Source organism: Halomonas sp. ML-15, assembly GCF_014779595.1.
In the GTDB taxonomy this organism is placed as follows: Bacteria; Pseudomonadota; Gammaproteobacteria; order Pseudomonadales; family Halomonadaceae; genus Franzmannia.
In genome coordinates this window covers 1,226,946-1,250,539 of record NZ_JACXZT010000019.1, presented here as the reverse complement: position 1 = coordinate 1,250,539, position 23,594 = coordinate 1,226,946, and the positions used below count along the sequence as shown (strand labels likewise).

Here is a 23,594-nt window from a genome sequence, read left to right as displayed (position 1 = left end):
GTCTTTGTCATCTCATCAGCTGAAACGACACACTGGCTGCGCCGCTCATCGAGATGCTGGGCGTGGCATCCATTACTTGAGATTAGCCTTCTGCAACCATTGCCAATAGTCGCGAAGCCCCTCACGGATATCACTGAACCGAGGTTCGAAGCCGAGCTCTTCACGCGCCCGCGAGATATCCAGGGGCGAGCCTCGGACCACGAACGGGCCTGGCCCTAACTGGACCTTGGCGGCTTTGCCGGTGATATCGGCCACCTCATCGACGATCCTAAGATGGTCGATGGGCACACCGCTGGAAATATTGAAGTTGCGGTGCGTCACCTGCGACTTTTCGAACAGTTTTACGATGCCGGTGGCAGTGTCCAGGACATGCGTCCAGTCCAGCGCCTGCTCCGAACCATTGGGCGCCTGAATATCATCGAGTCCTTCCAGGGGCCCGAATAATCCTTGATACACCTTGTGCATATGTGACGGTCGCTTACCGGGGCCGTAGACGAAGAAGAGTCTGGCATTGCGGATGTCCATGCCGAAGGTGTCGTTGTACTGCAAGCCATAGAGCTCCCCCGAAATCTTCGAGGCACCATAGAGATCGGTGGCCTTGTAGGGCGTGTCTTCGTGCTGAGGTCCGGGGGCATCGCCATAGACGGCCCCGGAGCTCATGTTGACGACCTTGGTGATACCCAGAATACGGCACGTCTCGTATACGTTAAGCGTGCCCATGGCATTGATCGACACGTGCTTGAAGGGATGCTCCTGGAAGTAAGGCCCGGCGATCACCGAGACCCCATGAATGACCCCCTCTAGGTCATCGCGGTGGCGCAGGAAAATCTCGAAGACGCTGTGGTAGTCGAGGACGTCGACTGACTCGAGGGTGAGCAGGTCGCGCACCTCCTCCAGGTAGTCCAGGCCCATGCTATCGAAGCGATTGGCGGCGGTATCGCAGATAATCACCTGCTTGCCCTGTTTGGCCAATAGGTAGGCGACCCAGGAACCGACGTGACCGAGGCCACCTGTGATAAGCACTGACATAGTGGGTCTCCTTAATTCAAGACCAGATTTGGAAGGAACATGACCATAGAGGGGAAGCAGATAATGATGAGTAGAACGACGAACAGCGGGATATAGAACGGCAGCGTCTCTTTCACCAGCACGCCGAACGGCAAGTTGGTGATCTTCTGGATAGTGAATAGCACCGTACCCACGGGGGGCGTGATCAGGCCGATCATCAGGGTGAAAATCATCACCACCCCGAAATGTATGGGGTCGATACCGTACTGCACCACAACCGGCACCAGCAGAGGGGTCAACAGGAACAGGGCCGGCACCGAATCGATGAACAGGCCAATCAGCAGAATGAACAGGGCCAGCAGCAGCAGCAGGCCGAGCGGGTCAGTAACGGTGGCGAGCAGAAAGTCGGCCACCAGAGAGGTGACCTGATAACGCCCCAGTACCCAGCTGTAAAGGGCGCTGCCGGCAATAATGAACATCAGGGCGGCGGAGTCGATGGCGGTCGCGCGCAGAATGTTAATGAACTCTCGGAAGCTGATAGAGCGATAGACGACGAAGGCAATGAACAAGCAGTAGACCAGGGCGACCACTGACGCCTCGGTGGGGGTGAAAACTCCGGTCAGGATGCCCACAATGATGATCAGTGGCGTCAGCATCGGCAGTACACCGCGCACCAGCGCCGCCGTGAAGTCTGTGAAGCGCGCGCGGGCGCGGGTCGGGAAGCCGCGGCGGTGGGAGATAATGGCGACCATGGCCATCAGGCCCAGTCCCATGAACAGGCCGGGAATAATCGATGCCAGAAAGATGCCGGCAATGGAGGCATTGGCCAGGGCACCATAGATGACGGCAGGAATGCTGGGCGGAATAATTGGGCCGATAGTGGCCGAACTGGCCGTGACCGCCGCGCTAAAGCCGGTAGGATAGCCATCATCCTCCATGGCCTTGATTTCCAACGCGCCGAGTCCCCCAGCGTCCGCCACCGCGGAGCCCGACATGCCGGCGAACAGCATACTGGCTACTACATTGACGTGGCCCAGCCCGCCCTTCAGATGGCCGACCATCGTCCGTGCAATGTCGAAGACGCGGTCCGAAATGCCGGCGCTGTTCATTAGCCGACCGATCAGTAGAAAGGCCGGGATGGCCAGCAGCGTGAAACTGTTGACGCCATAGAGGGTGCGCTGAGCAATCATCTCCATGGGGATAGCGTCAAAACCTCTCGTGTATCCCAGCACCATGGCGGAGGAGGCGATCATGGCAAAGGCGACCGGCACCCCCAGCATTAACAGGACGATCAGGCCGACGAACAGGATGACGAAGACTTCCATGGTCACTCACTCCGGTCGTGTTGAATGGCGGGCAGCTTAATGAACAGGCGTCGGTAGAGATCACCTATCAGGAGTCCGATCATCATCACCGCGGATATAAGCTGAATCAGGTAGATATACGAGAAGCTCAAGCGGAAGGTGCTGGCCAGGACGCCGGCGGTTCTCTCCATCATGTTCCACCCTCCAATGGCCAGCATCAGTAGCACCAGGATGCAGATGACGTCGGCCAGGCTCGCCACAATATGGCGCAGACGTGGCCCCATCAGATCTGTCACCACGGTAATGCGGATGTGCTCCTGATAGCGCAGTGCCAGTACCGAGCCCAGAAAAATCTGTGCCAGGAAGAGGTAGCGAGCGGCTTCATCGGTCCAGGACACGGCGATGCCCAATGCATAGCGTGATATGACCTGGATGGCCATGATCGTCAACATTAGCGCGAAGGCCGTGGTGACGATGGTAGTGAGGAGTCCCCAGAACAGAGCGATGGCACGGTTAACGCGGTCCGCGGTTGTCACGGGCGCCTCCGGTCGACTGATGTCGTTGGCAAGAGAAGGGCGACCCCTGTCTGGCAGAGTCGCCCTGGGCGATTTACTCGAGCAGTGAGCTCACGTATTCACGGACACTGGGGTGGTAATCTTCAATGATTTCCCTGACCGCGGGCTCGGCGGCAGCGCGGAAAGCGTCCACATCGCTATCGACGATGGTCATGCCAAGTGATTCCAGCTCTTCGAGGAGGGCTTCCTGACCGCTGATGATGGTCTCGTCGCCCCATTGGGTGGCGTCATCAATCGCCGCCATGATGATGTCGCGATCTTCATCGGCCAGACTCTGATAGACGTCTTCGTTCATTAACCAGTGGAAAAACGAAAAGACATGCTCTGTACGGTTGAGGTGGTCCTGTACCTCGTAGAGTCTGCCTGAGTGAATCAGATCGACAGGATTTTCCTGCATCTCGATCACACCGGTTTGCAGTGAGGTATAGACTTCGGGCCATGCGATGGGGCTTGGCAGCGCACCGACCTCTTCCCACACCTTGATCCAGGGCGCTATCTCAGGCACCCGCAGGCGGACGCCATCGACATCGTCGGGTGTATTGACGGGGAACTTCGACGTCAGATTGCGCGGGTTACGCTGGGAGAGCCCCACCAGGCGCATATTGCCGCTGGCGATCAAGCGCTCGTTGAGCAAGTCCCCAGTCTCACCCTCATAGACTTCCCGGGCCTCTTCGCTGGAGCGATAGACGAAGGGAAGGTCGGCTGACGCAAACTCTTCGGCGTAGAGCGTCATCGGCATGGAACCGCCCAGGGCGATGGCATACTCACCGAAACTGGCGCCTTCCAGGTGGTCCCGCTCGCCACCGACCTCTGTGCCCAGCAGGGTGACGGTGTACCTCCCATCTGTCTCCGCCTCGATGGTCTCCTTGAGACGCTCCCCGACCTTGAACATGGTGTCGGATGGCTCGACGTGGATCGCGATAGCGAGTTCAGCGGCGCTGGCTTGGGCGGCGAGGCCTAGGCTGGCCAGGCTGGCGAGGATGATTCCGCTGGCTGTTCTTGTATTCATATGGCGTACCCCTTTTGGGAATTCAGTATGAGTGGCGTTTGGCGTTCATCCCGAGCGTGAACCTGCAAAGGCGTGCAGCACGACCTTGAGGCCGGATCCATGCGTTCTGATGCCACTCCCAAAAAGCTAGCACGGGTATTTTGGTAGCGCTACCATTTCGCTTGTTATCCGTTAGGATGAGATCATGGCAAAAACAACGCCAGGGAGAGCCATGGTGAAACAGAATTCCGGGGCGCGAGAGCGTCGGCGTCACCGCGGTTCGGATCGAGTGACGATACAAGACGTTGCCTTGCTGGCTGGAGTGGCGCCGATCACCGTATCCCGTGCTCTCAACACGCCCGAGCGGGTGTCGTCCAAGCTGCGTGAGCGCATCGAACAGGCCGTCAGCACTCTGGGCTATGTGCCCAACCTGGTGGCAGGCGGCTTGGCATCGGCAAAAATGCGGATGATTCCGGTGGTGGTGCCGTCACTGTCGATTCTGACCTTTATCGAAGTGATCCATGGTATCCAGCAGACCCTCGAAGAGGCCGGTTATCAGGTACTGCTGGGCTCCACTGATTTCGACCTGGACCGCGAGGCGAGTCTGATCGACTCGGTGCTTGGCTACTCGCCGTCCGGCGTTATCTTGACCGGCCTTCGCCATCATGAGGGCGCTGTGCGACGGCTCAAAGCCTGGGGCCATCCCATCATCGAGATCATGGAGCTGGGCGACGAGTTCATTGATATGAATGTCGGTGTGGACAATCACGCGGTAGGGGCCTGCATGGCGCAACACCTCGTTTCGCAGGGTTTCCGGCGGATTGCTTACCTGGGGACGGGGATGAGCCGTGACTACAGGGCCATGCAGCGTTTCGAGGGCCACCGGCAGGTGCTGGAACAGGCGGGATTGGAGTGTGAGGTGCTGTTTCGCCGCGAGGAGCCCTCGTCCTATCAGGCAGGGCGCCGACTGTTCCTGGAGGCGCTTGAATCTCGGCCTGATCTGGAGGCGCTACATTTCGCCAATGACAACTTGGCTGCCGGTGCGGTGATGGAAGCCAACCGGCGCGGCATTCGAGTGCCTGAGGAGATCGCCATTGGTGGTTACCTGGGGCTATCGCTGGGTGAGCATCTCACGCCCAGCCTAACGACTGTGACCGTGCCGCGATTCGAGATGGGGGTCGAGGCCGCCAAGCTGATGCTGGCGAGGCTCGAGGGGCGTACGCCACCCTCAGCAAAAGTGGATATCGGCTATGAGCTCACCGTGCGCGAAAGTACGTGAGTCACTGGTGCAGCCAGCGAACCCAGTAGTGATGGGCTTTGTGAGGAAGAACAGGGGGGGTAGGGTAGCCATGGAGCGGGTGAAGGGAATCGAACCCTCGTCTTAAGCTTGGGAAGCTTCTGCTCTACCATTGAGCTACACCCGCAAGGCGCTTTCGATAGTAAATCCAAGCGCTTAGCCATGCAAGCCAGGGGACGAGCAAAAGGAATTTTTATCCTGGAGTGAATCATTTCAAGAGGCGGTGGTCGTAGGAAGCATGAGCACATTTCGTCGATAGCAGTCGCGAACCTTGTGCTTATGCTTACTTTCGATCTTGCCGCCACGTTTGCGCGTGGCGGCTTTTCTTTGTGCGCTGCCACCTCGGCCGAATGAGAAACGCCGCCCGCGGGCGGCGTCTGGCATCAGAACATAGGTGTCAGTGCTTGCCGCGCATGCGCAGGATGGCCATCAGCACATCACGCCGGGTGACGATACCCACCAGACGCTCCTGTTCGACTACCGGGAAGACCTTGGGCTTGGTACCGAGCATCTCCTGGGCGAGATCGGTGATGCTCTTGTTGGGCGTGACCGAGAGCACCTCGTTGCGCATCAGCTCCTTGACCAGCGGTGGCTCGTCGTCGAGGTAGGCGCTCTCCAGCACCTTGCCGAGCACGTCCTGCTCGGAGATGAAACCGATCAGATGATCGCGCTGATCGACCACCGGTACCCCGGGCAGGCGATGAAGGGCCAAGCCTTCGACCAGGGTATTTACCGAGGTGGTGGCAGTGACCCGATAGCAATCGCGTGACATGATCTCGCGAACGGTAGTGGGGGCCTTGTTGGGCATGAACAATCTCCTTGTGCCGGTACGAGTGCCGCGAAGGCAAACGTGTCTCGCGTTTTCAGCATAGCTGAGTCCTGCAGGGCGTAGCGCAATAGCGGTAACACGCCTTACCAACGTTGTACACGGACACAGGTGGAACCCTGTCCGGGTGCACGACTCGAAAGTAGAGCAGTGCTTCCCGTAGGGGGAAGGCCATCAACATGCTGCAGGGGGAACTCCATGGATGCACGCCAGTACCTGGCCAAGAAAGGCCTAGATCTCGATAAGGACGACGACAAACCCAATACTCTGGAGGAGCTTGCCTGGTCGCGTGCCCGCGAAGCCGGGCAGCATCGTCCGCGTAGCGGCACGCCCCACGATTGGGAGGATTGGGAGCGCTATCACGATACGCTGGCTGAAGGCGCCGAAGCGTTGGGGCAGAAGATCAATCATCAGGCGCACTTGCATTACCTGGACAAGGATGCAGTAGACGCAACTCATCGAGAGCTGCTGTCGCCGCTTACGCCGCGCTCTGATGACTGAGTGGGGCGTTCAGGCAGGGCTCACGACCAGGCGGGATGCGAGATAGGCCTCGAGTCGCTGATGCTGCTCGGTATTGAATAACAGGCCTAGTTTGGTTCGACGCCAGAGAATGTCGTCGGCGCAGTGTGCCCACTCGTGGCCAATCAGATAGTCCACTTCGCGCTGACTCAGGCCGGCACCAAAGTGCTCACCCAGATCCTCCTCTCGCATACAGTCGGCGAGAAAGCCCAGACACAGGCTACCGTAGCTCGAGGCGAAGCGCCGCGCTCTCGCCTCGCCCAGGAACGGATGATCGCGAATCAGGCGATCGCTGAACTCGCTTTGTGAGCGAATATCGCCGCCTGGCAACAGCGCGTCGGCGGTCCAGCTGGGCCCCATCTGCGGCAACAGTTCACTTACTTCACGCAGTGCGGCCTCGGCGAGTTTGCGGTAGGTCGTGATCTTGCCGCCGAAAATCGACAGCATCGGCGCATCGTGGGTATCCATATCGAGGGTGTAGTCACGCGTCATCGCCGATGGGTCGGTGGATTCGTCATCGCATAGCGGACGCACCCCCGAGAAGCTGCTCAGTACGTCATCGCGGCTGAGCTGCTGCTTGAAGTGGTAGTTGACCACATCGAGGATATAGTCGGTCTCCTCGTCGCTGACCGTTACCTTCGAGGGGTCGCCCTCGTAGCGCCGGTCAGTGGTGCCAATCAGGCTGAAGTCCTGATGATAGGGCAGTACGAACACGATCCTGCCGTCCTTGTTCTGCAAGATATAGGCGCGATCATCGTGGTTGAGGCGCGGCACTACCAGGTGGCTGCCCTGAATCATGCGAATGCCGTAGCGCGATTTACGATGGGTGCTTTGGCTGATGAAGCTTTCCACCCAGGGGCCTGAGGCGTTGACCAGTACCTTGGCGTGTCGAATCGACCGTTCACCGGTCAAGGTGTTTTCCAGCGTGATAACCCAGCGACCCTGCTCTTCACGGGCATCGGTGCAGCGCGTGCGGACAAGCACTTCGGCGCCATTGTGCTGGGCCTGCAGCGCATTGAGGATCACCAGCCGCGCATCGTCGACCCAGCAGTCCGAGTATTCGAAGCCCTGCACGATATCGGGATGGAGTGGACTCTCGGCACCGAAGCGGACCCGCCGTGAGCCAGGCAGGCTGTCGCGTTTGCCGAGGTGGTCATAGAGAAACAGTCCGGCGCGAATCATCCATGCCGGGCGCAGGTGCGGCTGGTGGGGAAGGATGAAGCGCAGCGGCCAGACAATGTGCGGTGCCTTTCGCAGCAGTACTTCGCGCTCCTTGAGCGCCTCACGCACCAGGCGGAACTCGCGGTGCTCCAGATAGCGCAGCCCACCATGAATCAGCTTGCTGCTCGCCGACGAGGTGGCGCTAGCCAGGTCGGCCTGCTCGCATAGGCCAACTGTCAGGCCGCGGCCTGCAGCATCGTTGGCGATGCCAGTGCCATTGATCCCTCCGCCAATCACGAAGAGGTCCATACACGGTGTCGCTGAAGGTGAGGGCATGGCGCTATTCCGTTTGTGTCGTCGCTGGGTTGCCAGATTGTGGCATAGCCGAGAGGTTCGTGTTTGAAAACGAACATAGAAGAAATCTTAACGAACATCAAGCGTTGCAGAGAATTGTCAGAGGAAAGCAGCTAACACGTTGAAAAATATAAAGTAATTAGGTTTTCTTGGTGATGTGGGATCAGCGCCGTCGCGATGTTTTTGTATAAAAACCTAATAAAAATCAATGCATTATTATTTTGTTGTCAATGTCCGAATGTTGTCGGGGTGACTGAGCTCATCGGCTGCGGCTTAGTCAAAAGTATAATAACTGTAAAATATGTTGAATTACATGCGCTTACGCATGGGAGTGAGCGCTTGGCCATGCCTCGCCTGGCGTGTTCGTAATTTCATGATTGTCTGTTCGAATGAAAATGCACTAGGGTTCGATTACGCAAGTGACGCGGTCACCCATACAACAATCATGATGAGTTCGGCATGTCTCTGATATTAGAAAATATCGATCATGTAGTCGGCGCCAGCACCCATATTGAGGGCGTCAGCCTGGAGCTGGCGCCCGGGTCCTTCAACGTGCTGCTGGGACGCACCCTGGCAGGCAAGACCACGCTGATGCGCTTGATGGCAGGCCTCGAGGCGCCCACTCGCGGCAAGGTGATGATGCACGGTCGCGATGTCACCGGGGTGCCGGTACGCAAGCGCAACGTATCGATGGTCTATCAGCAGTTCATCAATTACCCGACCTTGACGGTCTACGACAATATCGCTTCGCCGTTGCAGCTGGCGCGGGTCGACAAGCAGGAGGTCCGCCGCCGCGTGCATGAGACTGCGGAGATGCTGCATATAGAACACTTGCTGGACCGCTTCCCCCTCGAGCTGTCTGGCGGCCAACAGCAGCGCACCGCCATGGGACGGGCGCTGGTCAAGGATGCGGATCTGATTCTGTTCGACGAGCCGCTGGTCAATCTCGACTACAAGCTGCGCGAGGAGTTTCGCGACGAGCTACGCGAGCTGTTCAAGGCCAAGAACTGCATTGCGGTTTATGCCACCACCGAACCCAATGAGGCGCTGGCGCTGGGCGGTCACACTGCTGTGCTTCACGAGGGGCGGCTGCTGCAGTATGGCCGCACCGAGGACGTTTACCACCGGCCACGCAACATTCTCACCGCCGAGATGTTCTCCGAACCACCTATCAACGTGGTGCCAGGGCTGGTATCCGGCGGTGAAGTCTCCTTCGATGACTCCCTATATTTCCCTGTCGATGAAGTCTTTTCGCGCCTGGACCCAGGCGCCTATCACTTCGGCATGCGCGCCTCGCATATCAGCCTATCGCGTCTGAATCCTACCGATCTTGAGGTCGAGGTGGTCGTAGAGCTGGCAGAAATCAGCGGATCGGAAACCTTCCTTCACGTGCGCAATGACATCTTCTCCCTGGTGCTGCACCTGGGTGGTGTCCACCGTTTTGAAACCGATCAGCGCATCAAGGTATATCTGCCGACTCACAAGATGTACGCCTTCGATCAGCATGGCGCCATCGTTCATGTGCCGAGCCACCGAGGAGGGCACTGATATGGCCGAGATTATTCTCAAGTCGCTGGCGCACAGCTATTCGGCGAACCCCGCTTCCGCACAGGACTATGCCATTCGTGAGATGAGCCATACCTGGCATCAGGGCGGTGCCTATGCGCTGCTGGGGCCGTCCGGATGCGGCAAGTCGACGCTGCTAAACATCATCTCCGGGCTGCTCCACCCGTCCGAGGGTGAGGTGATATTCGACCAGCGTATCGTCAACGACCTGCCCCCCGAAGAGCGCAATATTGCCCAGGTGTTCCAGTTCCCGGTGGTTTACGACACCATGACGGTGTTCGATAACCTGGCTTTCCCACTGCGCAATATTGGCACGCCGGAAAGCAAGGTAGAGCCACGGGTCAGGGAGATCGCCGATATCCTCGACCTGACGGCTCAACTCACCCGCAAGGCCAAGAATCTCACCGCTGACGAGAAGCAGAAGGTCTCCATGGGGCGTGGCCTGGTGCGTGACGATGTCTCGGCGATCCTCTTCGATGAGCCGCTGACGGTGATCGATCCGCAGCTCAAGTGGAGGCTGCGCCGCAAGCTCAAGGAGATCCACGAGCAGTTCAATATCACCATGATCTACGTCACCCACGATCAATTGGAGGCCTCGACTTTCGCCGACAAGATCGCGGTGATGTACGAAGGACAGGTCGTCCAGTTCGGCACGCCCACCGAGCTGTTCGAAGCGCCCGCGCATACCTTTGTCGGCTACTTCATTGGCAGCCCCGGCATGAACTTCATCCCCGTCAGCGTGACTTCAGAGGCGCTGATGCATGGCGACCGACCAATCCCGGTGGGTCAGCCGCTCGCCGCCGCCGCTCGCCGCTGCCAAACCGACAACCTCAAACTGGGGATTCGTCCCGAATTCATCGAGGTCACTGCTGAGCCCAGCGAAGGGGGTCTTGAGGTTCGCGTCAAGGACGTTCAAGACCTCGGCACCTACCGCATCATGTCCTGCTATCTCGGCGACGAACTCTTCAAGGTGCGCCTAAGCGAAGACCAGCCGCTGCCCGACGCAGTGGCCTACCTGCGTTTTCCCGAGCGCTGGCTGGGGCTTTACGCCGACGAATACCGAGTGGAGATCGAGCATGGTAAATAAGGTTCATAACAATAAAGCTTGGCTATTGGTATTGCCGATGCTGGTGTTGGTGGCGTTTTCGGCGATCATTCCGCTGATGACGGTGGTCAACTACTCGGTGCAGGACGTCTTCGATGCCAATACCCGTTTCTTCACCGGCGTAGAGTGGTTCGAACGTACCCTGAATAACGCCGGCCTGCAGGCGGCGCTGCTGCGTCAGTTCGCCTTCTCGTTCACGGTGCTGGCGATTCAAGTTCCGCTGGGGATCGGCATTGCGCTGCTGATGCCCAAGCGTGGTTGGCAGGCCTCGGCGGTGCTGATCCTGATCACACTGCCGCTGCTGATCCCTTGGAACGTGGTGGGCAGCATCTGGCAGATCTTCAGCCGCGGCGATATTGGTCTGCTGGGCGTCGGGCTCCGCGAGCTGGGCTATGGCTATAACATCACCCGCGATCCGGTGGACGCTTGGGCGACCATTATCCTCATGGACGTCTGGCACTGGACGCCGCTGATCGCACTGCTCTGCTACAGCGGCCTGCGCTCGATTCCTGAGGCCTACTATCAGGCGGCGCGCATCGACCGTGCCTCGAAGTGGGCGGTGTTCCGCTATATCCAGCTGCCCAAGCTCACCAACGTGCTGGTGATCGGGGTGCTGCTGCGCTTCATGCACTCCTTCATGATCTACGCCGAGCCCTTCGTACTCACTGGGGGTGGGCCGGGCAGTGCTACCACCTTCCTCAGCCAGTCGCTGACCACCATGGCGATCGGCCAGCAGGACCTGGGGCCGTCAGCTGCCTTCTCGCTGATCTACTTCCTGATCATTCTGCTGGTCTGCTGGGTGTTCTACACCGCGATCATGAATATGCAGAAGGATAAAGCCGAGCGAGGAGGCGTTTGATATGAACCAACGAATCGACAACCACGTCGAGCAGGTGGCCGCGCCTCAGGCTCACGCTCAACCCGAGTACCAGCGCGCCGTTGCGAGCAAGCGCGGGCGCTCCCGGCTGCGTCCCCGTGCGCTGCTGGGGCTCTATCTACTGTTCATCTTGCTGCCGATCTACTGGCTGCTGAACATGTCCTTCCAGACCAACAGCGAGATTCTCGGCTCCTTCTCGCTGTGGCCGCAGAACTTCACAGCGGCCAACTATACGAGGATCTTTACCGACTCCTCCTGGTACATGGGCTACGTCAACTCCATCGGCTATGTGCTGATGAACATGTTGATCAGCATCTCGGTGGCCTTGCCGGCAGCCTACGCCTTCAGCCGCTTTCGTTTTATCGGCGACAAGCACCTGTTTTTCTGGTTGCTGACCAACCTGATGGCGCCGCCGGCGGTATTTCTGCTGCCTTACTTCCAGCTCTACTACTCGGTGGGACTGTTCGATACCCATATCGCCGTGGCGCTGGCGCACTGCCTGTTCAATATCCCGCTGGCGATCTGGATTCTCGAGGGCTTTATGAGCAGCGTGCCCAAGGAAGTGGATGAGACCGCCTATATCGACGGCTACAGCTTCCCACGCTTTTTCGTCAAGATTTTCATTCCGATGATCCGCTCGGGGATCGGCGTGACGCTGTTCTTCCTGTTCATGTTCTCCTGGGTAGAGCTGCTGCTGGCCAGAACGCTCACCGCCACCAACGCTCAACCGATCGGCATGATCATGACTCGCACCTCGACTGCTTCAGGTATCGACTGGGGCACGCTGGCGGCGGCGGGTGTGCTGACCATCCTGCCGGGGATCGTAGTGGTCTATTTCGTTCGCAACCATATCGCCAAGGGCTTCGCCCTGGGCCGTACCTGAGGGGGATATGCAGATGGCATGGATGGTCTGGACCCTACCCACGGCGGTGTTCTTCTCGACGATTGCCGCGATTCTGGCCGGCATGACGGCCTGGGAAATACTCTCACCCACGGTGGAGCGCAAGGGCTTTCTGCCGATTGCCACCACCCGCGGTGATCGCCTGTTCATCGGGCTGCTCAGCGCAGCCTACATTCACCTGATCGTGGTGGGCTTCACCGACATCACGATCTGGTTCGCCCTGGCCTTGTCGGTAGTGTGGCTACTGATACTGATGCGCTGGGGGTGAGACGAAGTACACGGATGGTATTCGCGTCACGGAAGACAACAATAAGCAATAACGAGGTCATCATGAAACATACCAGGATGAAATTGACGGTGCTCGCCAGCAGCCTGATGCTCGCCTCGGCGGCACTGCACGCCGACAACCACGATGCCAGGGCCATCGCCGAAAGGCTGGTGGATGAACATTTCCAGAACTCCACGCTCTCCCGCGAGGAGCAGATCGAAGAGCTACTCTGGTTCGCCGAGGCGGCGGAGCCGTTCCGCGGGATGTCGATCAGCACCGTCGCCGAGGGGCTCGCGACCCATGAGTATGAGCGCGACGTGCTGGCCGAGGCGTTTGCTGAACTGACCGGTATCGAGGTGACCCACAACATCATCAACGAGGGTGATCTGGTCGATACCATGCAGAACCAGATGCAGTCGGGGAACAGCATCTACGACGGCTTCATCAACGACTCCGACGCCATCGGCACCCATATCCGCTACGGCACCACCATCAATCTCTCCGAAGCGATGGAGAACGAGTGGGCAGATTTCACTTCGCCGACCCTGGATCTGGACGACTTCATCGGCATCCAGTACACCACTGGCCCGGACGGCAGCATCTATCAGCTGCCGGCCCAGCAGTTCGCCAACCTCTACTGGTTCCGCTATGACTGGTTCCAGCGCGAGGACCTGCAGGAGCAGTTCCGCGACATCTACGGCTACGACCTGGGGGTGCCCACCAACTGGACCGCCTACGAGGAGATCGCCGAGTTCTTCACCGAGCATGTCGGGGAGATCGACGGCGAGCGCGTCTACGGCCACATGGACTACGGTCGCCGCGATCCGTCACTGGGCTGGCGCTTCCACGACTCCTGGCTCTCCATGGCCGGCATGGGCAGCCCCGGGGTGCCATTCGGTAACCCGGTCGACGACTGGGGCATTCGCGTTGACGAAGAGAGCCGTCCGGTGGGCGCCAGCGTGACCCGCGGCGGTGGCACCAACGCCCCGGCCTCGGTGTTCGCCATGCAGAAGGCGGTGGACTGGCTCAACGCCTACGCCCCGGAAGAGGCCCAGGGCATGACCTTCGGCGAAGCCGGCCCGGTACCGGCGCAGGGCCAGATCGCCCAGCAGATCTTCTGGTACACCGCCTTTACCGCCGACATGACCGACCCCAGCGTGCCGGTCACCGACGACGAAGGGAATCCCAAGTGGCGCATGGCACCGTCTCCGGTGGGGCCGTACTGGGAAGAGGGCATGAAGGTCGGTTACCAGGACGTGGGTTCCTGGACCTTCTTCGACTCCACGCCTGAGGATCGTCGCACCGCGGCCTGGCTGTTCGGTCAGTTCACCGTCTCCAAGTCGGTATCGCTGGAGAAGCTGATGCACGGCCTGACGCCGATTCGCGAGTCGGATATCTTCTCCGATCAGATGACCGAGCTGGCGCCCAAGCTGGGCGGCCTGGTGGAGTTCTATCGCAGTCCCAACGAGTCCAACTGGACGCCCACCGGCACCAACGTGCCTGACTACCCGCGCATGGCGCCGCTGTGGTGGCAGAACCTGGCGCCGGTGATGAGCGGTGAAGTCACGCCCCAGGAAGGCCTCGATAACCTGGCAGGTGCGCTTGACGACATCATGGCGCGTCTGGCGCGGGCTAACGTCTTCGAGACCTATGCACCGGTGCTTAATGACGAGCAGGATCCGGAGTACTGGTTCGAGCAGCCTGGTGCACCCAAGCCACAGCTCGACGATGAAATGCCCCAGGGCACCACGATTCCTTACGAGCAGATGATGGAAGAGTGGATGGCCGCCGGCACTCGTTAATCGATAGCGTCTCTATCTCTCTTGCCCCGCTTGGCTCAGCCAGCGGGGCTTTTTCATGCCTGCCGATAGCGGTAGTAGAGCCACTCGTCCTTACGTGGCCCGCTGATCCGCCAGTCTAGATCGACGCCATCGTCGCGCAGCGTCAGTCGGGCGCTGTACTGATCATCGCCACATAGATGGACGTCCCGCGCGACCAAGACGTCGTACTCGACACTGGCCACCAGGTCGAACAGCCATACGGCATGTGCTGCGCCGCGCCGCTCGTGATAGAGGCCGATGTGATCCTCATGCAGCGCCCAGCGATAAACGTTGCGAAACGCCACCTCGGCGCCGCCGCGCGCTAGCTGAAAGCGGCCCTGTTCATGAAAGCGCAGGCCATCGTGGTCTTGGCTGACTTCCACGCTACCCCGGCCGCTGCCACTCCAGGCGCTGTGCGAGCGCTCGCCGGGGCGAGAGTCGAAGCTGACTCGCGCGATGCTGGTCAGTCGTTGCGTGGCGCGTATAATGCTTGTCAACTTTGATTCTTCCGAGGGTTTACCAATGGGTTATCTGATCGGCGTCACGGCGCTGTGGGCCTTCTCGTTCTCGTTGATCGGCGTCTATCTGTCCGGGCAGGTAGACAGCTACTTCGCCGTGCTGATGCGGATCATGCTGGCGGCGCTGCTGTTCCTGCCGTTTCTCAAGCCGCGACTGCTGGCGCACCGTCACAAGCTGGCACTGATGGGGATCGGGGCCATTCAGCTAGGCCTGATGTACGTGTTCTTCTACCAGTCCTTTCTGCTGCTGACGGTGCCCGAGGTGCTGCTGTTCACCATCTTCACGCCGCTCTATATCACGCTGCTAGACGATGCCATGGCCGGACGCTTCACGCCATTCTATCTGCTCACCGCGCTGCTTGCCGTTATCGGCGCCGCGGTGATTCGCTATGACGGTATCGATAGTGGCTTCTGGCTCGGGTTCCTGGTGGTGCAGGGCGCTAACCTCTGTTTCGCCTTCGGTCAGGTCGCCTACCGACACTTGGCCACACGGTTGCCTGCGGAGCTGCCGCAGCTCAGTGTGTTCGGCTGGTTCTATCTGGGCGCGGTGTGCCTGGCGGTGGTGGCTTATCTCGCATTTGGCAACCGCAGCATGATGCCCACCACCGGGCTGCAGTGGGGCGTGCTGGTGTGGCTCGGCCTGGCAGCCTCGGGGGGCGGTTACTTTCTGTGGAACAAGGGTGCGACCCTGGTTAACGCCGGGGCGCTGGCGATCATGAACAACGCGCTGATCCCCGCCGGGCTGCTGGTCAATCTGGTGATCTGGAACCGGGATGCCGACCTGACCCGGCTGGCGCTAGGCGGGTGCATCATGCTGGCGGCGCTGGTGGTCAACGAGTGGTGGGTCAAGCGGCGGCAGAGCATCCAGCCCTGCCGGCAGGGCTGAATCAGCTCTCGAGCACCTCGTCGCCTAGGCAGGTGGGTGAAATAGCCTGCGCGTTTGCCCGGGCTGAGGGCAAACCGCATAATGATCGGCCTCGGCACAGGGGCGATAACATGAAAACTTTCAAGACCATTGGCCTGATCGGTCGGCTGGGTAGCGCCAAAGTAGTAGACACGCTCAAGCGGCTGATTCGCTTTCTCGATGGCCACGGCTACACGATAGTGATCGAGGACCGCACCGCCACGGTGCTGCTCGATCACGGTCATCGCGAGGCCAGTCGCGAGGCCCTCGGTCAGATCTGCGACCTGGCGATCGTGGTAGGCGGCGATGGCAGCCTGCTGGGGGCGGGGCGGGCAATGTGTCGCACCGGCACGCCTGTGCTCGGCGTCAATCGCGGGCGGCTGGGGTTTCTGACCGACATCTCGCCCCACGAGATCGAGGAGCGGGTCGGCGAAGTGCTGGCCGGGCACTACGAGGTCGAAGAGCGCTTTCTGCTCGAGGCCGAGGTGTATCGTGGCGATGTACTGGTGGGTGCCGCCGATGCCCTCAACGACGTGGTCATGCATCCCGGCAAGGCGGTTCGGATGATCGAGTTCGAGCTGTTCATCGACGGCCACTTCGTCTATAGCCAACGCAGCGACGGTCTGATCATCGCCACACCGACCGGCTCCACCGCCTATGCGCTGTCCGGCGGCGGCCCGATCATGCACCCCAAGCTCGATGCCATTACCCTGGTGCCGATGTTTCCGCACACGCTGTCGAGCCGGCCGATCGTGGTCGATGCGGCCTCCGAGATCCGCATCCACATCGGCGAGACCAACGAGGCCTATCCCCATGTCAGCTGTGACGGCCAGACCAAGGTGGTCTCCAAGCCGGATGATATCCTCCACGTGCGTCGCAAACCCCAGCGCCTGACGCTGCTGCATCCCCACGGTTACAACTACTACGAAGTGTGTCGCAGCAAGCTCGGCTGGAGCAGCCGGTTGGGAGATTGACGTGAGCCTGGCGCCTAGTATTGAAGGCTACGATCTGATCGGCGATGTGCATGGTTGCGGGGCGACCCTGGCCGCGCTGCTCGAGAAGCTTGGCTATCATCAGCGCGGCGGCGTCTACCGCCATCCGCGTCGCAAGGTGATCTTCCTCGGCGACCTGATCGACCGGGGGCCGCGGATTCGGCTTGCGGTCAATATTGCACGGCGCATGGTCGAGGAGGGCGAGGCGCAGATCGTCATGGGCAACCATGAGTACAACGCCCTGGCCTACTGCCATCGCCTCGGCGACCACGGCTGGCTGCGTCCGCATACGCCACGCCACAACCGCATCATCATGAATACCCTCGAGCAGTACCGCGATTATCCCGGCGAGTGGGACGACGTTCTGGCGTGGTTCATGCAGATCCCGCTGTTTCTCGATCTCGGTGACCTTCGCGTGGTGCACGCTTGCTGGGATCAGCCGCTGATCGATGCGCTGCGCCACGAACGCCCCGATGGTCGTCTCGACAACGCCATGCTCGAGGCCTCGGTAGATCCGGACACTCTGGCCTTCCGCGTTCTCGACCGCCTGACCCGCGGCAGCCACCTGCCGCTGCCGGAGGGCACCAAGATCCACTCCGGTGACGGCTTCACGCGCAAGACCTTTCGCACCCACTTCTGGGCCCGTAACCCGCAGCGCTACGGCGACGTGATCTTCCAGCCCGACAACTTGCCCGGCGACCTGGAATTACGCCCGCTGAGCGACGCCGAGCGACAGCGCCTCAGCTACTATGGGCCCGAGCAGCCGCCGCTGTTTATCGGCCACTACTGGTGCGAGGGCATCCCGGCACTGCCGGCCCCGAATATTGCCTGTCTCGACTACAGCGCGGTGAAGTTCGGCCGGCTGGTGGCGTATCGCTGGAGCGGTGAGCGGCGCCTGGATGCCAATCACTTCGTATGGGTCAGCGTGCCCCGCGAGGAGCAAGCGCGGCCACGGCCATGGGAAATCGACTTCGATTAAGGGTGAAACAAATTGTTACACAATTTTTTGTGCTAATGGCTGAACTCATTGCGGCTTGACCCATCTGAGTAGGTGTTCCCTTGAATGATCCCTTGCTTTAGATCCGGCGGCCCCCTCCGCCGGATTTTTTCTGTGCGTCGGGTATCATGGGCGCCACACGTCAGCCGTGTCTGGCTGACAGGCGCCGTCGAGAAAGGAAGACGCCATGTACAAGGTGCTTGAACTGCCCCGCGATACCGATACCCGTCCGCTGCGCGAGGCGCTGTGGGCCCACCGTATTGGCCACCGCTTCACGGAGAGCGAAAACGGCTACACCCTGTGGTTGGCCGACCTCGAGCAGCGCGAGGCGCTGATGGACCTGCTCGAGCGCTGGCGGCGCGGCGACGCCATCATGCCCGAGGGCAAGCGCCGTATGCCCAACGCGGCTGGCGCCGCGTCGCTGGCTACTCCGTTCTATCTGGCGCCGGTCACCGCCGCCTGCGTGGCCTTGAGCCTGGTGGTCTTTGGCCTGATGGCGGTGTTTGGTGACCTGGTCATCGCCATGCTGGCGATCGTACCGCTGGGTGTATCCAACGGTAGCCTGGTAACCATGCCGCTTGGCGAGGCGCTTGCCTCGGGGCAGGTCTGGCGGCTGCTGTCGCCGGCGTTTCTGCATTTTGGCTGGATGCATCTGATCTTCAATATGCTGTGGCTGTGGTATTTCGGTCGTCAGATCGAGGCGCTGCAGGGCTCGCGGCAGATACTGATGCTGGTGCTGGTCAGCGGTATCGGCGCCAACCTGGCCCAGTACGCCACTGGCACGGTGCTGTTCGGCGGCATGTCGGGGGTCGACTACGCGCTGCTTGGCTATGTGTGGCTGATGTCGCGGCGTGCTCCGCACAGCGGTTTCTTCGTGCCGCAGATGTTGGTGGTGTTCATGCTCGGCTGGATGGTGTTCACCATGACAGGCTTTGCCGGCACGGTCGGCTTTGGCAATGTCGCCAACGAGGCCCATGTCGGCGGCCTGGCGGTGGGGCTGGTGCTGGGCTGGTATTATAGCGAGCGCGCGCGCCGCCGCTGAGCGCTGCGTGTGTCAACAGGAGAGGACGTAATGAGCGAGATGACCTTTGATCGCATGGTGCAGCAGATGTCGCCGGCGATCTATGCAAGCCTCAAGCAGGCGGTATCGCTGCGCAAGTGGCCCGATGGGCGGGTGCTCAGCGCTGAACAGGTCGAGCTGTGCCTCGAGGCGATCATCAAGTACGAGGCCGAAAACAAGGTGCCCGCCGAGGAGCGCGTCGGCTACCTGGAGCGCTCAAGCTGCAGCAGCGATAGTGAGGACAGCATCAAGTGGGTGAACTGATCGACACCGCCGCCAGAGGCTGTCTGACCAAGATGGCGATCGCCCCGGGCAGCGGCGACGAGCCGGCCCGGTACACGCTGCGTGCCGGCGAGTCACGCCTGGACCTCAATGCGCGCCTCGGCCAGCCGCTGGCGCTGCACTTCACCGGTGCCATCGCTTGCACTCACTGCGGGCGTGCCACCAAGAAGAGCTTCGCCCAGGGCTACTGCTATCCCTGTTTCAGGAAGCTGGCCCAGTGCGACACCTGCATCGTCAAACCAGAGACCTGTCACTTTGATGCCGGCACCTGTCGCGAACCGGAGTGGGCCGAGCGCCACTGCTTTCAGCCTCACGTGGTCTATCTGGCCAACTCCTCAGGGCTCAAGGTTGGCATTACCCGCGCTACTCAGATGCCGACTCGCTGGCTCGATCAGGGCGCGATCCAGGCGCTGCCGATCATGGAGGTCGATACTCGCCAGCAGTCGGGATTCGTCGAGATGCTGTTCAAGGAGCAGGTCGCCGATCGCACCAACTGGCGGGCGATGCTCAAGGGCGAGGTCGAGCCACTCGATCTGATCGCCGAGCGCGATCGGTTGCTGGCGAGCCTCGATAGTGGTCTTGCCGGCCTGCGTGAACGTTTCGGCGCCGATAGCCTGCGCCCGCTGCAGGCCACGTCGTTGCGGTTCGATTATCCGGTACTGGAGCATCCGCGCAAGATCGTCTCCCACAACTTCGACAAGCAGCCGGAGGTCTCAGGCACGCTGCTGGGCCTCAAGGGCCAGTACCTTATCCTCGACAGCGGCGTGATCAACCTGCGCAAGTTCACCGGCTATGAGGTTAGCGTCGCCTGACGCCTGGCCAAGGCTAGCGCCGCGCCCGCCGGCGCGCCTCCATCCTCTCCAGGAATACCGCCATGATGCGGTCGTAGAGGTGAGTGCCCATCACCGCATCCTCAATGCCTGCATCGATATTGGGGTTATCGTTGATTTCGATGACCACCACACGCTCACCAATCTGCTTGAGGTCGACCCCGTAGAGGCCGTCGCCAATCAGGCGGGTGGCCTTGAGCGCCGCCTTGATCACTGCCGGGGGTACCTCGTGGGGTGGATGAGTGCTGAAGCCGCCGCTTTTCACCTTGCCGTTGGCGTGCTGGTAGATCTGCCAGTGGCCGCGGGCCATGTAGTAGCGACTGGCGAACAGCACCTGTCCGTCGAGCACGCCGATGCGCCAGTCGTACTCGGTAGGCAGCCACTCTTGTAACAGCAGTAACGCCGAGCTGGCGAACAGCAGGCGTGCTTCCTCGCTCAGTTGCTCGCGGGATTCGATCTTGACAATTCCCCGCGAGAAGGCGCCGTCGGGTACCTTGAGCACCATCGGGTAGGTCAGTTCGGCGGCCTTGGCGGGCAGGCTGTCGAAATCGTCGCGATGCAGTAGCAGGCCGTCGGGGCAGGCGATGCGCTTGGCGCGCAACAGCGCGTGAAGGTAGACCTTGTTGGTGCAGCGCAGGATCGAGCGCGGATCATCGATCACTACCAGGCCCTCGTGCTCGGCGCGCCGCGCCATGCGATAGGTGTGATGGTCGAGGGCGGTGGTCTCGCGAATAAACAGAGCATCGAACTCGGCAAGGCGACCGGCGTCACGGCGGGTAATCAACGAGACATCGATGCCCAGCCGGCGGCCGGCGCGGATAAACTGCTTGAGCGCGCTCTTGTTGCTGGGTGGTAGCGCCTCCTGGGGATCGATCAGGATGGCCAGATCGTAGCGATAGCGGCGGCGCGCCTTGGGCGTGCGCCACACCTTGCGTGAGTGACGGTTGAGCGCGGTGGCGAACAGATCCTGCTCATCCGCAGCCAGGGAGGTCAGCGGCAGCGACTTGAGTCGGCTCAACCGCCAGCCGTCGGTCTGGCGCGAAAAACGCGCTTCGAGCAGCGGGCAGGGCAGGCGCTCGAAGAGTCGTCGGGCCAGCTTGGCCAGTCCTTCATCCTGGCACTCGCCAAACATGACGCGCAGGGTCAACGTCTCTCCGCTCAGCGCGCCACGCCGTGCCAGATCGCCGAGCAGTGGTGTGAGGCTCTCCAACTGCAGGTCGATCAGTGTCTTGCGTGATAGCTGGTTAAGCGTCTCGACGCTAGGTAGTACGCGCTGCCCGCGGGCTTGAGCCAGCAGCGACACGTAGTAGCCGGTATCCAGGTAATCGAGTCCGGCGCACAGGTTGATGACGTGGGTGGCGGCATCGTGCTGCGGCGCAAGCGGCTCGTCGGCCAGAAAGTCTGCCGCGCTGATCAGGTCGTCGCTGGGATAATAGGGGCGCCAGTCGGCGGGTTGGTCAACGACGATTCGCAACGGGCACATGGGAGACTCCGGGGCAGGGGAGATTCGGCGCTAGCATGCGACCAAGGCGAGGCGGGTACAATAGCGCGTCATGGTGAAATAATTTCATGTGACACGCCGCTGACATGGGCGTGCCGGACCGCCACAATTCGCGCAAACACCACGATATAAGATCATGACCACGCACCTGCGCCCGGCGCACCCTAGCGATCTTGACGCCCTTTGCCAGTTGGAGCTGGACTGCTTCGATGGCGACCGTTTCAGTCGCCGCCAACTGGCACACCTGCTCAAGGGGGCCAATGCGGTGAACCTGATTGCGGTGGCCGACGACGGCACCCTGCTGGGTTACGGCACCCTGCTGCTGCGCCGCAATAGCCGCCAGGCGCGGCTCTATTCGTTCTGCGTGCGCCCCTTGGCTCGTGGCGATGGCCTGGGACGGCGATTGCTGGAAGCGCTGGAGGCGGAGGCGCGCCACCGCGATCTGGCGGCGATAACCCTGGAAGTACGTGCCGACAACCGCGTTGCCCTGGGACTCTACCGCCGAGCCGGTTATCAGCTGGTGCGCTGGCTCGACGACTACTACATCGACGGCTGCGCCGCCTGGCAGATGCAGAAGCGGCTCGGTGCCGAGGTGCGGGAGGTAGGTTAGGAGAGCGGCGAGCAGATGCAATGCCCGCGGGCCTGGCTTAGAATCGTCGCCAGTTTTCTCAAGGAGCCCACGCCATGCCCTCTTTCGATATTGTCTCCGAGTTCGACAAGCATGAAGCCAGCAATGCCGTCGACCAGGCCAACCGCGAAGTGCAGACGCGCTTCGACTTCAAAGGCGTGGACGCCAGCTTCGAGCTCAACGGCGAGGTGGTCTCGCTGCAGGCCGATGTCGACTTCCAACTCAAGCAGATGCTCGATGTGCTGCGCAACAAGCTGATTGCTCGCGGTATCGACGCACGCTGTGTGGAAGAGCAGGACCCTGTGCTGTCCGGCGTCAAGGCGCGCCAGGACGTAAAGCTCAAGCAGGGGCTCGAACAGGCCGACAGCAAGGCGATCATCAAGCTGATCAAGGACAGCAAGCTCAAGGTGCAGACTCAGATCCAGGGCGACAAGGTCCGCGTGACCGGCAAGAAGCGCGACGACCTGCAGCAGGTCATCGCCCTGCTTAAGGGCGAGCAGGGCCCGGATTTGGCGTTGCAGTATGATAACTTCCGCGATTAGGGAAACACTGCATAAATGTCTGCGCGGGCGAATCACTGCGTTGCGCGGTGCTCGAAATCCTCACCTATACCCCATAGGCTCCGGTTTCTGTGCTCCGTGCGCCTTGTGCTTCATCCCGCTCGCCGGTTTATGCTGCGTTTCCTGATTGCTGAACTTGGTTAGAAATCGATGCCGCGGCGCGCCTGCAGCCCACTGTTGAAGGCGTGCCGAGTCTCCTGCATCTCGGTCACGGTGTCGGCCATCGCCACCAGCTCGCGGTGGGCGTTGCGCCCGGTGACGATCACCGTCTGCTCACCGGGGCGCGCCTCGATGGCGGCCTTGACGGTGGCGATGTCGAGATAGCCGAACTTGAGCATGTAGGTGATCTCGTCGAGCACCACCAGATACACCTCCGGATCGGCTAGCATGCGCTCTGCGTCGTGCCACACTGCCTGGCAGGCCTGGGTGTCCAGCTCCCGGTTCTGGGTTTCCCAGGTAAAGCCGGTGCCCATGATCGCCACCTCGAGGTTGGCATCCTCCTCCAGCCGCTGGCGCTCGCCGCACTCCCATAGCCCCTTGATGAACTGCACCACGCCAACCCGGTAGCCATAGCCCAGGGCGCGGGTCACCGTGCCCCAGGCGGCGGTGGTCTTGCCCTTGCCATTGCCGGTGAACACCAGCAACTGGCCGCGCTGCTCGGTAGCCTGGGCCACCTTGCCATCGACGCGTGACTTGAGCTTCTGCATCGACTGCTGATGGCGTGACTGGCGATCGCTCATGGGCGCTCCTGAT

The 23,594-nt window shown here is 60.8% G+C and carries 25 protein-coding genes and 1 tRNA gene; 16 read left to right on the top strand and 10 right to left on the bottom strand.

The window, feature by feature from the left end:
• Positions 1 to 72: 72 nt before the first annotated feature.
• The 4 genes from IEI94_RS17585 to IEI94_RS17570 form a co-directional block, all read right to left on the bottom strand.
• The gene (locus IEI94_RS17585) at positions 73 to 1,029 is read right to left on the bottom strand and encodes an NAD-dependent epimerase/dehydratase family protein (RefSeq protein WP_191168555.1); all 957 of its coding nucleotides are present in this window, start codon (positions 1,027 to 1,029) and stop codon (positions 73 to 75) included.
• Between the two features lie 11 nt (positions 1,030 to 1,040).
• Positions 1,041 to 2,333 (bottom strand): TRAP transporter large permease, encoded by a 1,293-nt coding sequence (locus IEI94_RS17580; protein ID WP_191168554.1) that lies wholly within the window; start codon positions 2,331 to 2,333, stop codon positions 1,041 to 1,043.
• A gap of 2 nt (positions 2,334 to 2,335) precedes the next feature.
• Positions 2,336 to 2,848 (bottom strand): TRAP transporter small permease, encoded by a 513-nt coding sequence (locus IEI94_RS17575; protein ID WP_191168553.1) that lies wholly within the window; start codon positions 2,846 to 2,848, stop codon positions 2,336 to 2,338.
• A gap of 73 nt (positions 2,849 to 2,921) precedes the next feature.
• On the bottom strand, positions 2,922 to 3,896 hold the full coding sequence (locus IEI94_RS17570) for a TRAP transporter substrate-binding protein (protein WP_191168552.1): 975 nt from the start codon (positions 3,894 to 3,896) through the stop codon (positions 2,922 to 2,924).
• A 214-nt stretch (positions 3,897 to 4,110) separates the two neighbouring features.
• On the opposite strand from IEI94_RS17570, the gene IEI94_RS17565 reads away from it, so the two are divergent.
• Complete coding sequence (locus IEI94_RS17565) at positions 4,111 to 5,154, top strand: LacI family DNA-binding transcriptional regulator (RefSeq protein ID WP_412030915.1); 1,044 nt, start codon at positions 4,111 to 4,113, stop codon at positions 5,152 to 5,154.
• Between the two features lie 71 nt (positions 5,155 to 5,225).
• Here the strand turns inward: IEI94_RS17565 and IEI94_RS17560 are convergent.
• Both IEI94_RS17560 and IEI94_RS17555 read right to left on the bottom strand, forming a co-directional pair.
• Positions 5,226 to 5,299, bottom strand: a tRNA-Gly gene (locus IEI94_RS17560).
• A 270-nt stretch (positions 5,300 to 5,569) separates the two neighbouring features.
• Complete coding sequence (locus tag IEI94_RS17555; RefSeq protein WP_191168550.1) at positions 5,570 to 5,980, bottom strand: CBS domain-containing protein; 411 nt, start codon at positions 5,978 to 5,980, stop codon at positions 5,570 to 5,572.
• A gap of 216 nt (positions 5,981 to 6,196) precedes the next feature.
• Between IEI94_RS17555 and IEI94_RS17550 the strand changes: the two genes are divergently transcribed.
• On the top strand, positions 6,197 to 6,499 hold the full coding sequence (locus IEI94_RS17550; protein WP_191168549.1) for a hypothetical protein: 303 nt from the start codon (positions 6,197 to 6,199) through the stop codon (positions 6,497 to 6,499).
• A gap of 9 nt (positions 6,500 to 6,508) precedes the next feature.
• On the opposite strand, the gene glpD is transcribed toward IEI94_RS17550, so the two are convergent.
• A complete protein-coding gene (gene glpD, locus IEI94_RS17545; RefSeq protein ID WP_191168548.1) occupies positions 6,509 to 8,014 on the bottom strand; it encodes a glycerol-3-phosphate dehydrogenase in 1,506 nt (501 codons plus the stop codon).
• A 477-nt stretch (positions 8,015 to 8,491) separates the two neighbouring features.
• Here glpD and IEI94_RS17540 point away from each other — a divergent pair, with 477 nt between their 5' ends.
• The 6 genes from IEI94_RS17540 to IEI94_RS17515 all read left to right on the top strand — a co-directional run bounded on the left by IEI94_RS17540 (position 8,492) and on the right by IEI94_RS17515 (position 14,551).
• Positions 8,492 to 9,580, top strand: coding sequence for an ABC transporter ATP-binding protein (locus tag IEI94_RS17540; RefSeq protein WP_191168547.1), 1,089 nt, complete (start codon positions 8,492 to 8,494; stop codon positions 9,578 to 9,580).
• 1 nt (position 9,581) lies between these two features.
• Positions 9,582 to 10,685, top strand: a complete 1,104-nt coding sequence (locus tag IEI94_RS17535; RefSeq protein WP_191168546.1) for an ABC transporter ATP-binding protein — start codon at positions 9,582 to 9,584, stop codon at positions 10,683 to 10,685.
• Entirely contained in the window at positions 10,675 to 11,562 is an 888-nt protein-coding gene (locus IEI94_RS17530; RefSeq protein ID WP_191168545.1) for a carbohydrate ABC transporter permease, read from the top strand. Before IEI94_RS17535 ends, IEI94_RS17530 begins: the two co-directional genes overlap by 11 nt.
• 1 nt (position 11,563) lies before the next feature.
• Entirely contained in the window at positions 11,564 to 12,463 is a 900-nt protein-coding gene (locus tag IEI94_RS17525) for a carbohydrate ABC transporter permease (RefSeq protein WP_224750181.1), read from the top strand.
• 13 nt (positions 12,464 to 12,476) lie between these two features.
• Positions 12,477 to 12,749, top strand: coding sequence for a DUF2160 domain-containing protein (locus IEI94_RS17520; protein WP_191168544.1), 273 nt, complete (start codon positions 12,477 to 12,479; stop codon positions 12,747 to 12,749).
• 62 nt (positions 12,750 to 12,811) lie between these two features.
• Positions 12,812 to 14,551: an ABC transporter substrate-binding protein gene (locus IEI94_RS17515; protein ID WP_191168543.1), complete on the top strand. Its 1,740-nt coding sequence runs from the start codon at positions 12,812 to 12,814 to the stop codon at positions 14,549 to 14,551.
• 53 nt (positions 14,552 to 14,604) lie between these two features.
• On the opposite strand, the gene IEI94_RS17510 is transcribed toward IEI94_RS17515, so the two are convergent.
• Positions 14,605 to 15,066 (bottom strand): DUF6314 family protein, encoded by a 462-nt coding sequence (locus IEI94_RS17510; RefSeq protein WP_191168542.1) that lies wholly within the window; start codon positions 15,064 to 15,066, stop codon positions 14,605 to 14,607.
• A gap of 25 nt (positions 15,067 to 15,091) precedes the next feature.
• Here IEI94_RS17510 and IEI94_RS17505 point away from each other — a divergent pair, with 25 nt between their 5' ends.
• From IEI94_RS17505 to IEI94_RS17480, 6 genes are all read left to right on the top strand, one after another.
• A complete protein-coding gene (locus tag IEI94_RS17505) occupies positions 15,092 to 15,973 on the top strand; it encodes a carboxylate/amino acid/amine transporter (RefSeq protein WP_191168541.1) in 882 nt (293 codons plus the stop codon).
• Positions 15,974 to 16,083: 110 nt separating this feature from the next.
• Complete coding sequence (locus tag IEI94_RS17500) at positions 16,084 to 16,965, top strand: NAD(+) kinase (RefSeq protein WP_191168540.1); 882 nt, start codon at positions 16,084 to 16,086, stop codon at positions 16,963 to 16,965.
• A gap of 19 nt (positions 16,966 to 16,984) precedes the next feature.
• The gene (locus IEI94_RS17495) at positions 16,985 to 17,962 is read left to right on the top strand and encodes a metallophosphoesterase (RefSeq protein WP_191169648.1); all 978 of its coding nucleotides are present in this window, start codon (positions 16,985 to 16,987) and stop codon (positions 17,960 to 17,962) included.
• A 205-nt stretch (positions 17,963 to 18,167) separates the two neighbouring features.
• Entirely contained in the window at positions 18,168 to 19,022 is an 855-nt protein-coding gene (locus IEI94_RS17490; RefSeq protein ID WP_191168539.1) for a rhomboid family intramembrane serine protease, read from the top strand.
• A 30-nt stretch (positions 19,023 to 19,052) separates the two neighbouring features.
• Entirely contained in the window at positions 19,053 to 19,304 is a 252-nt protein-coding gene (locus IEI94_RS17485; protein WP_191168538.1) for a YeaC family protein, read from the top strand.
• Positions 19,305 to 19,336: 32 nt separating this feature from the next.
• Positions 19,337 to 20,134, top strand: a complete 798-nt coding sequence (locus IEI94_RS17480) for a DUF2797 domain-containing protein (protein WP_191169647.1) — start codon at positions 19,337 to 19,339, stop codon at positions 20,132 to 20,134.
• Between the two features lie 13 nt (positions 20,135 to 20,147).
• Here IEI94_RS17480 and IEI94_RS17475 read toward each other — a convergent pair whose 3' ends face one another.
• The gene (locus IEI94_RS17475; RefSeq protein ID WP_191168537.1) at positions 20,148 to 21,635 is read right to left on the bottom strand and encodes a RimK family protein; all 1,488 of its coding nucleotides are present in this window, start codon (positions 21,633 to 21,635) and stop codon (positions 20,148 to 20,150) included.
• Positions 21,636 to 21,789: 154 nt separating this feature from the next.
• On the opposite strand from IEI94_RS17475, the gene IEI94_RS17470 reads away from it, so the two are divergent.
• Both IEI94_RS17470 and IEI94_RS17465 read left to right on the top strand, forming a co-directional pair.
• Positions 21,790 to 22,263 carry a GNAT family N-acetyltransferase gene (locus IEI94_RS17470; protein WP_191168536.1) on the top strand — a complete coding sequence of 158 codons (474 nt, stop codon included), beginning with the start codon at positions 21,790 to 21,792 and terminating at the stop codon, positions 22,261 to 22,263.
• A gap of 74 nt (positions 22,264 to 22,337) precedes the next feature.
• A complete protein-coding gene (locus tag IEI94_RS17465; protein ID WP_191168535.1) occupies positions 22,338 to 22,823 on the top strand; it encodes a YajQ family cyclic di-GMP-binding protein in 486 nt (161 codons plus the stop codon).
• Positions 22,824 to 22,981: 158 nt separating this feature from the next.
• Here IEI94_RS17465 and cobO read toward each other — a convergent pair whose 3' ends face one another.
• Positions 22,982 to 23,581, bottom strand: coding sequence for a cob(I)yrinic acid a,c-diamide adenosyltransferase (gene cobO / locus IEI94_RS17460; RefSeq protein ID WP_191168534.1), 600 nt, complete (start codon positions 23,579 to 23,581; stop codon positions 22,982 to 22,984).
• Positions 23,582 to 23,594 lie beyond the last annotated feature (13 nt).